Source organism: Bradyrhizobium sp. (genome assembly GCF_016462955.1).
Lineage (GTDB): Bacteria > Pseudomonadota > Alphaproteobacteria > Rhizobiales > Xanthobacteraceae > Bradyrhizobium.
Genome location: NZ_JAEMSD010000305.1, coordinates 1 through 8494, shown reverse-complemented (window position 1 = coordinate 8494; position 8494 = coordinate 1). Strand labels below are relative to the sequence as shown.

At 63.9% G+C, this 8494-nt stretch carries 9 protein-coding genes; 2 read left to right on the top strand and 7 right to left on the bottom strand.

Annotated elements, in window-relative coordinates; all coding sequences use genetic code 11:
• Together JHD07_RS25840 and JHD07_RS25835 are read right to left on the bottom strand one after the other, a co-directional pair.
• Positions 1 to 1101: DUF2341 domain-containing protein (locus tag JHD07_RS25840; protein ID WP_291627194.1), on the bottom strand; the 1101-nt coding region annotated here is incomplete at its 3' end.
• The gene (locus tag JHD07_RS25835; protein WP_291627193.1) at positions 1102 to 2898 is read right to left on the bottom strand and encodes a ShlB/FhaC/HecB family hemolysin secretion/activation protein; all 1797 of its coding nucleotides are present in this window, start codon (positions 2896 to 2898) and stop codon (positions 1102 to 1104) included.
• 309 nt (positions 2899 to 3207) lie between these two features.
• On the opposite strand from JHD07_RS25835, the gene JHD07_RS25830 reads away from it, so the two are divergent.
• Both JHD07_RS25830 and JHD07_RS25825 read left to right on the top strand, forming a co-directional pair.
• Positions 3208 to 3867, top strand: coding sequence for an RNA polymerase sigma factor (locus JHD07_RS25830; RefSeq protein ID WP_291627191.1), 660 nt, complete (start codon positions 3208 to 3210; stop codon positions 3865 to 3867).
• On the top strand, positions 3764 to 4081 hold the full coding sequence (locus JHD07_RS25825) for a DUF4880 domain-containing protein (RefSeq protein WP_291627189.1): 318 nt from the start codon (positions 3764 to 3766) through the stop codon (positions 4079 to 4081). Before JHD07_RS25830 ends, JHD07_RS25825 begins: the two co-directional genes overlap by 104 nt.
• 57 nt (positions 4082 to 4138) lie before the next feature.
• On the opposite strand, the gene JHD07_RS25820 is transcribed toward JHD07_RS25825, so the two are convergent.
• From JHD07_RS25820 to JHD07_RS25800, 5 genes are all read right to left on the bottom strand, one after another.
• Positions 4139 to 4927: a transglycosylase SLT domain-containing protein gene (locus JHD07_RS25820; RefSeq protein WP_291627187.1), complete on the bottom strand. Its 789-nt coding sequence runs from the start codon at positions 4925 to 4927 to the stop codon at positions 4139 to 4141.
• A 38-nt stretch (positions 4928 to 4965) separates the two neighbouring features.
• On the bottom strand, positions 4966 to 5355 hold the full coding sequence (locus JHD07_RS25815; protein WP_291627185.1) for a hypothetical protein: 390 nt from the start codon (positions 5353 to 5355) through the stop codon (positions 4966 to 4968).
• Between the two features lie 190 nt (positions 5356 to 5545).
• On the bottom strand, positions 5546 to 6754 hold the full coding sequence (locus JHD07_RS25810) for a polysaccharide biosynthesis/export family protein (protein WP_291627183.1): 1209 nt from the start codon (positions 6752 to 6754) through the stop codon (positions 5546 to 5548).
• Positions 6755 to 7052: 298 nt separating this feature from the next.
• Positions 7053 to 7265 carry a hypothetical protein gene (locus JHD07_RS25805; RefSeq protein WP_291627181.1) on the bottom strand — a complete coding sequence of 71 codons (213 nt, stop codon included), beginning with the start codon at positions 7263 to 7265 and terminating at the stop codon, positions 7053 to 7055.
• A gap of 265 nt (positions 7266 to 7530) precedes the next feature.
• A partial coding sequence (locus JHD07_RS25800) for a filamentous haemagglutinin family protein (protein WP_291627179.1) occupies positions 7531 to 8494 on the bottom strand: 964 nt, incomplete at its 5' end.

Below are 8494 nucleotides of genomic sequence, written 5' to 3'. Positions count from 1 at the left end.
CTTGATGAAGCCGGCCGGACGCGCAACCTTCGCAATCTGGAATTCGTCGATGTCGCCGGCAAAGCCCACGGCGGTGCCGGTCGATACGGCCGCAGAGGGAGTTGCATCGGCGGCAGGGGCGGCCGCATCCGCAGGGGGGGCAACTGCAGATGCGGCACGACCGAGTTGCGCCGAGCCCGTCATGGTGGGCAGACCGGCGGCGAGCGTCGCGGCCTGATTGCCGTCGACGTAGAGGGTGATCTGGCTGCCCTTCGCGGTGAAGGCGATCTGGTGCCAGGTGCCGGCCGCGATCGCCGCGCCGCCGGCACTGCGCTGGACGTTGCCGCCGTTCGCGACTTCCACGAAGGCAACGCCGTTGTCCAGCCCGACCGTGAGCCCGTTCGCGCCCTCGCTGCGTGAGAAGACAACGGCTCCGGGTTGCGGTGCGGTCATCTTGAACCAGAGCGACCAGGTGAGTTCGCCGTTCTCGGCGACAACCAGCGAGGGCGAGCCAGGCAGCATGAGCGCGGTCTGCCCATCGAGGCGGGCTCCCTGCCCGATGATGGCACCGTCCGCGGCGGGGACCGCATTCTGCGCAGCGTTCGCCCAAGCCGTGATGTCCTGCGCCGGCGTCGAGCGATCGTTGAAATGATAGACCAGCAGCGTGTCGGGATCGTAGGTGCCCTTTGCGTCGACGGCAGCAGGAGCCTTCTGGTTGCCGTAATAGAGCCAGATGTCGTTTTTGGCGCCCGGCTTCAGGTCGGGGACGCCGACCCAAACCAATGCCTCGCCGAGCAGCGAGTCGTATTTCTCGACATGGTGCTTGAGGGGCGTCTTGTCGTCGGCGGCTACGAAGCGCAGATCGCCGCCGTCCTCCTTCGCTGCGCCGAAGCGGAAATTGCCCACGTGAAGACGGACCAGCACCTGAGCCGGGCCGATCGCATCGCTGATCCCGGCACCGGAGGGACCGGTGTCGACCGTGATCTTCTTGCGCAGCGTCCACTGCTCGTTCCACCACGCCGACGCCGAACTCGGCCACAGCGCCGCAAGAAGGAGCAGCGCGAGCATCAGCGGTGCGCTCAGGCGAAATCGGGGACGTGATCCGAAGCGAGAGAGCGACATCTAGAATTCTCCCCAGAGCCGAAAGCCGAACCGTGGATGATTGGCGACCGTGACCTGCTGGTTGGTCAGCGGCACGCCGACGAATACGATGCTGTTGAAGTAGCGAAGTGTCTTCATCCGCATTCCGACGCCGTAGCTCGCAAGATCGAAGTGCGATTGCTGGTCGACGAGGGGCTCGTGGATACGCGCGTGACCGGCGTCGGCGAACGCGAAGAAGCGCCAGTCGTCGACGGCGTTGAACTTGATGGGATCGCCGATCGGATTCGGCAGGTTTTGTGCCATGTATGGCGCGAGGTTCGGGCTGCGGATTTCGACCGTTCCTGCCACGCCGTAGTCGCCGAGCACCTCGGACTCCAGATATCCACGCACCGTGTCCTGTCCGCCCAGGCTCAGCTGTTCGCTGGACACCAGCGGCTGATCGGCGGCCTGGCCCTGCAGCTTGGCGTATAGCTGGAAGCCTTCGGCGAGTTCCTGGGTGTGGGATATGTCGGCATGCAGGTGCGCGAAGCTGGCCGTCGCCTTGTAGCGCTTGGCGTCGAACTCTTGCGGGCTGCTGCCGACGCCTCGCAAGCCCGTCGTGACCACGGCATTGAGCTGCGTCAGCCGTCCCTCGGCCTGCCAGCTTGCGCCGTAGCTCGCGACGAGCGGCGCGTAAGTCACAGGGGAGTCGAACGCGTCGGTGCCGAGCCGCAACGTCTGCTGAAACTCTTTGTAGTCGACGCCGAGCGACAAGGTGTGGAAGAGTTCGCCCTTGCCCGGCAAGGTCAGCACCGCGCGACCGCCGACCACCTGACCCGGACCGACGACGTTCGCACCTCCGACGGTTGCAACCGAGCTCTCCGACTTCAGGCCGTAGACGAGCACGCTGAGCCAATCGATTTCGGTCCGGGCCAGATACGAGCCGGAGATCACCATGGCGTCTTTCGGATTGAGCGGCGCCCACTGGAAACTCCACGTCATGGAGTGGCCGAGCTGCCATAGATTGTCGTAACGGAGCGATACGCTGGAACGCAGCGCCGTGGTGCTCGGACTCTGCCGGTTGTTGATCTCGGCACTGCCGTGCAACGGAAACGTGTCTTCGACGTTGAGATCCACGTCGATTGTTCCGGGCGTTACACCGGCCCGCAGCGCCGGGGTCACACGGCGGTCCGGCCACCGGTTGAGCGCAACGATGTCCTTCGTGACCGCCTGGAAGTTCGGCAGTGTTCCTTCCTTGAGCGAAGGCGCGCTGCCCTTGATGTTGGCGAGATCGAAATAGCGTGATCCTTTGACACGCAACCGCCCGACGCGATTTTCGGCGACCTTGAGCACGACGAAGCCGCGCTGCGCATCCTGCTCCGGGACCGAGACGGCGACGGTCTGGAGGCCCTTGTCGTGATAAGCCTTCTCGACGGCCGCGCGGGCCTTCTCGACCTCGTCCGCGGACTTGTTGGGACCTAGAAAGGGGTAGACAGCCGCCTCGATTTCGATCTGCGGCAAACTATCCGCTCCCTCGACGCGATATTCGTCGATATCGAAGCGCGCTTGCGGCTCAGCGGGCTTCGGGGCGACGCCATCCTTCCCGGCATCGCGTTTCTTCGATGCATCGTGACCGGGTTTTGCACCTGCAGGCGCGGCGGCAGCCTGCTTGGCGCCTGGACCAGCGGCAGTCGTCTCGGATTTCGCCGCGGCCGCCTTCGTCGTGCAAATCGCGCAGATGATCAAACCGCAGAAGATCCGGCGCCACGCACCAGCGGCGCCGGCCCTGATATCGCGCGGCAGCCACGGTGCACGACGATGCACACCGTTATGATACATACCCCGCGAATTCACCTGCGCCTCGATATCATTCTTGCACTGCGTCCCGCTCGTACACGGTTCGCCAGCATTGTTCGGACGGCCCGGACCGACCGAAACGCACGGTCTGGATGGCCTTATCCGCTAGACGTTGCATTGCGCGCAGCAACGAAAATTTTTTCGTGGCCCGCTCATCACCGCCGTGATGATTTCGTGCAACATAACTCAACTAACAAAGCGAGATTGGTATTCACTAACGTTTCGTCACATTGTCGTTGTGCGGTCTAACTACCGTCCCGCCGTCAAGATAAGACTGAGTGGGGGCGTAACATGACCATCGACAGCATCAGCAGCCTGCGGACACTTCTGCTCGCTGAGTACGTGGACTTCGATCGGCGGTTGACGCGGCGGCTCGGCTCGCCGGACCTCGCTTCGGAAGCGCTCAACGAAACCTATCTGCGCCTGGAAAGGATGCGCGAGCTCGACCAAGTGCGCAGCCCGAAGGCGTATCTGTTCCGCATCGCGCTCAACATTGCCGCTGACCGCCGCCGCGCCGAGAAGCGCCGCCTCACCTCCGGCGAGGTCGATGCCCTGCTCGACATTCCCGACGACCGACCCGACGCCGCGCGCGTGATCGAGGATCGATCCGAGATCAACTTGCTCAAGCGCGCAATCGCCGAGTTGCCGGAGCGCCGCAGGCGCGTGCTGATGCTTTCGCGTATCGAGGGCATGCCGAACCGCGAGATCGCTGCCCTGCTCGGCGTGACGGTCCGCACCGTCGAAACCGACCTCAAACAGGCCGTCGAACACTGCGCCGATCGCCTCAAACGTCCCACCCGAGTCAACTTCGGTTTTCAGCGTCCAGCTTCGTCATACGTACAGAGATATGTCGATCGCGAGCATCCGCTCACGGCCGGCGGGTGCGGGAAAGCGCTGGATCGTGACGAAGCGAAGCCAACAGGTCGATCACTTAGATCCCTTAACTCGTGAAGCCCTGTCCTTCATCCTGCGGCTCAAGTCGGGTGAGGCAACGGTCGCCGATGCCGAGCAACTGATCGACTGGCGCGGCCGAAGCCCCGCGCACGAACATGCGTTCCGCGATGCGGTGAAATGTTGGCGCGCCATCGGTCAAGCGCTCGCGAGCGGTCGGGCAAGGCCGGCGGCCCGGCGGCGGCGCGCCTCGGCCACGAAGCCCCGCTCCTGAGCCGGCCGGTTGATCGGCCCCGTCAATGTCGCCGGAGTCAACCCGGATCAGCCTCAGTCATGGCCTGCGTTCGACCGCCCCTTGCAGGCGCGTGTTCAGTGACGTGAAGTCGATCGCTCCGCCGGCCGTCCGTACGCGACCGCCAGTGCCCCGGCTGCCTGCCGGGCGGCCGAACGTCGGCTGCGGGACCGAGCCGGTCACGGGAATTCCGTTCGCAGTCAGGTGCGAGCGGACTCGCGTGCAATATTCCACGGACAGATGAGAGAATCGCGTTTCGCCGTGGCCGGCCCGGTATTTCATGGCGGCGGTGCAGAGATCTCCGTTGGCACGGCGCCAGGCGCCGGCGAGATAGCGCACCCCATAATGCACGTTGACCTCGGGCGTCGCCAGTTCGGCGGGCGTGCCGGCAAAGCCCATCATGCGAGCCGTGGGCAACATCACCTGCATCAGGCCGACCTCGCCATCCAAACCGACGACGCGCGGATTGTAGCGGCTCTCCACCGCCATCACGGCGTCGACCAGGGCCGGCGGCAGGCCGAAGGCAAGCGACTCACGCTCGATCAACGAGCGGTACTCGGCGCGGCCGGCGCGCCAATCACGGCCGAACATCGCGCCGGTGCGATAAGCGGACACGAAGAGCAGCGGATTGGCCGGCGGAAAATCCGCTGCAGTGAGCGGCCGGGGCGCGAAACGTTCGAGCTCCAGCGGCGCCACCTCGTCATCGCCACTCGCGACTTCGGCGACCGCATCGGCCTTGATGCTTCCGTCAATCGCGACATCCTCCTCGCAACGCGCCTGCTCCGGCAACAACACCAGACAGACGGCGGCGAGCAGCGGTAGAAGCAACCGCCTGCGGTCGCAAGCTTGTCCGTGACGTGCTGACATCAGCGCCGCGGCAGAACGTTGGTGGGAATGCTCGGGGGACGGTACGGAATGGCCGAGCGGCCGTAGTTCGAGCCGTATTGCTGACGGACAGCGGCTTCGTTCACATTGCCGACGCGCACGTCCGGCGAGCGCGCATCGATGGGGGGCAAGTTGAGCGACGGGTTCACCTTGTCCACTTCGCGCCTGAGCTTCTGATTGAGACACCCGAAGGCGCCTTCGTTCCCGATCTGCACGTCAAGACAGCGCTCGAAGCTGGGCCCGGGCTGACCGCCTATGATCGTGCCCTGCCGCGGCGGTGGGATCGGGTCGAGCGGCCCCGGTCCGGGCGACTGCGCGGCGCCGGACCCCGCCATCGCAAACAGGCCAGCAGCAAAGGCCTGTCCGGCCAACCATCCACGTCGGTGCGAAGCCCGGCTCATGCCGCTCTCCCCTGCTCGCCGGCACATCGACTGGCCCGGCCGAAGGCGCCTCGTAACATCATCGGTCGACGAATGATGCCGGCTGATGTGATGAGTAACATCTACAAGCGGGGCGTCAAGCGGCCAGACGTGAATCGAGGTCGGCGGCACGTTCCAAACTTCATGGACCGGTGGTCGTGATCGTCGTCGTCGATGTCGTCGATCCCGGATTGCGGATGGTGTTGACGAGCGTCACGCCGCTCTGCGCTGTCACGAGGGTCGTGTTGATGAAGTAGAGAACCTTGGTCACGTCGACCTGAGGCGCGTTGGCGGCATAGATCACGTCGAACGGACGCATCGTCATTTTCGTCGCAATGAAGTAGCCAGCCGGATCCTGAAAATTGACGTTGAAGACAATCGGGACGGAGTCGCCGTCGAACTTCGAGCAATCGATGCCCAGCCGCTCCGCGACATCCCGCGGCTCGCGGCGATAGAGGAAGACGGAAGCCGGATCGGCTTGGAGGTCGAGCAGCCCGCGAGCCTTTGCGACCGCCTGTGTCAGGTTGATCCGCCAGGCGTCGAAATTGAACTCCCCCTGCTGACCGGTTGCGCCAAACGCGATGAACTTCATGGGCTCGCGATACAGATAGATGCGATCACCCGGCTGCACGAAGACGTTGCTGTTCGGGAAATGAACGAGATTGCCGAACGGGACCGTAGCCCGCTTGCCATTGCGCTCCAACACGACCCAGGTTTCCCACCCGGCACCGCTGATGCCACCGGCACGCGTGATCGCGTCGGTGATGCGGTCCTGCGCGCCGGCCGACGGCATCGGGAAGCGTACCGGCGTCCTCACCTCGCCGAAAACGCTGACGAGCGAGGAGCGCTGCTGACTCGAGGTCACGACGACCTGCGGGTCGATCGCGCGCTTCTTGATCTGGGCCAGGATATCCTCCTGCACCTGCACGTTGGTGCGGCCTGCGGCGCGAATGCGGCCGGCATAGGGCACCGTGATGTTTCCGTCGTTGTCGATGGCCTGATCAGGCAAATTCACGAAATTGCCGGGGCGTACGCCGGCCTCCAGCGGCACGTAAAGACCGCCGGCCGACGCCTCGAAGATGGTGACGCTGATGATATCCCCGATGCCGAACTTGATACTCGAGGGAGGCCGGGAGTCGGCGATGACACCCGCCAGTCCGTTGGGCTCGTATTTCTCGAGCAGCTGCACGACATCCGGATTGAGCTGCACCGTTGCGAACGGAAGACTCGTGGTGTTCTCGTTCCTCACGTCGAGACTGGCCGGTCCCGACATCGGTATGAAGCCGCAACCACCCAGTCCAACCGAGGCGATCACGCCATATGCGATCGACACAATCTTCCAAAACCGCATGACTATTTGCTTCACACCAAGCTGATGTTGGCCCGGACGGACCTTCAAGACGCCGCTGCACTTCGGGATGCGATGGATCGTCCTGCTTCATAGACGGCTCGCGGCGTGCATCAGCGAAAACGAGGTCTCCGGCCATGCTGTGCACGAGGCACGCGGCCGGCTGTGGACCAAAGGTCCCCGGAGACAATCTCCACAGCAGCGGGCGACGTCTCCGCCTGAACCAGCCGACAGAAGGGCGACGATTGAACTGGGCCCACGATACGGATCTCGCCACCCGCGGGCGGCTAACGCGATCGTTTCAGGTCGATTTCAGCAGATCGCGGAGCCGTGCGATCTCGATCTGGGTCTCGGAGACCATGCGCATCAGCAGTGCGTTTTCGTGCTCGAGGTTCTTGATGCGGCGCAGGCGGCCACTTTCGTCTTGCCGCAAGCCGAGATCGTAGATCTTGGCATTCGTCTTGTTCAGCGCGGACTCCGAGCAGATCTGCTCCAGCGGATGTGTCGCACGCATTTCAGCCCCCAAAACACAAAATCAGAAAGGAAACGTACGGACTTCGCAGGTCAGCAGCCCTCTGCCCTAACGCGTCGTTACGGATTGTTTAGGTAAGTTTCTTATCGTTGCTGTGACCGATATTTGAATAGGGTGTCAGATTCGCATCGGCCCGGTCGTCACGCTCCGCGGGTCTCCGAAGAGCAATATTGGCTCGTAACCGGCGCCTTGGCGCGCTCCGACTGGGCGCAGGCGCGCCAATCGCCGCAAAGAACCATCCTGTCGATCATTGCTTGCCATCGCCCGCCGAGTTTTCATCGGTCTCCTTGCCGGAGTTATCCTGGCCGTCGCCTCCGCCATAGCCGATGACCTCGACGATGAAGATCGAGGCGGGCTTGCTCGCCCCGCCGGCGGTCGGAGTATCTGCCGTCTTGGCTGCGGCGCCGGCTGTGTTGGAGCCTGCGGTGAGCGCCCCGACGTTCGGCACGGAGATCGTGGGGACGCCTGTCGTCGTGCCCTGGACCGAGGCATTGCCGAAATTCGCGACAACGGGGGCAATAATGAAGGCGTTTTCCGGAGTTCGTATACCCGCCGTGCCGAAGTCGATTATGCCGCGTGGCGCGAGCAGGTAAAGATCAGACGAGCCCCTAGCAGCCGACGATGCCTTCAGCGTGCCGATGCCGGCGCCGGTGACGTAGCCACCGAGATCGATGAACGGGTAGTCGTCCTGATCGTAGAGCACCTGGAGCGCCGGTGCCGACAGCGTCGTCTTGGAGCCGCGGCCGGCATCGAGATTGCCGTTGGAGCTCCACATCGTGACGTCACCGCCCTGGGTGGTGAGAACGCGGCTCGAATTCACCAGCACGTTCTGGTCGGTGAAGGTGTTGATGGCCCCGCCGCCAAGGGTGAGGATGCCGATGTCGCGCAGCTTGAGCGCGGTATTCGATTCCGCCGCCAGCGAGCCGACGATCAGGCTGCCGCCGGGCCCGAAGATCGAGACATCGCCGCCAAGCTGGGTCTGGACCGTGGCGTGAAGCAGGTTCATATCGCCGGTCCTGACGAGCTCGCCGGCGCCGCTCGCGCCGCCCCCCAGCGTGTTCTGAGTATAGCCGAACTTCGCCGGGAACATGGTGTCGATCATTTCGTAGCCGAACGCGGGCTTGCGGTTACCTTTGCCGACCTCCTTCAGCCCGACAAAGAAGGCTTCATCGACCAGAACGTGCTGGAGGTCCTTAGGCAGGCTCTTGAAC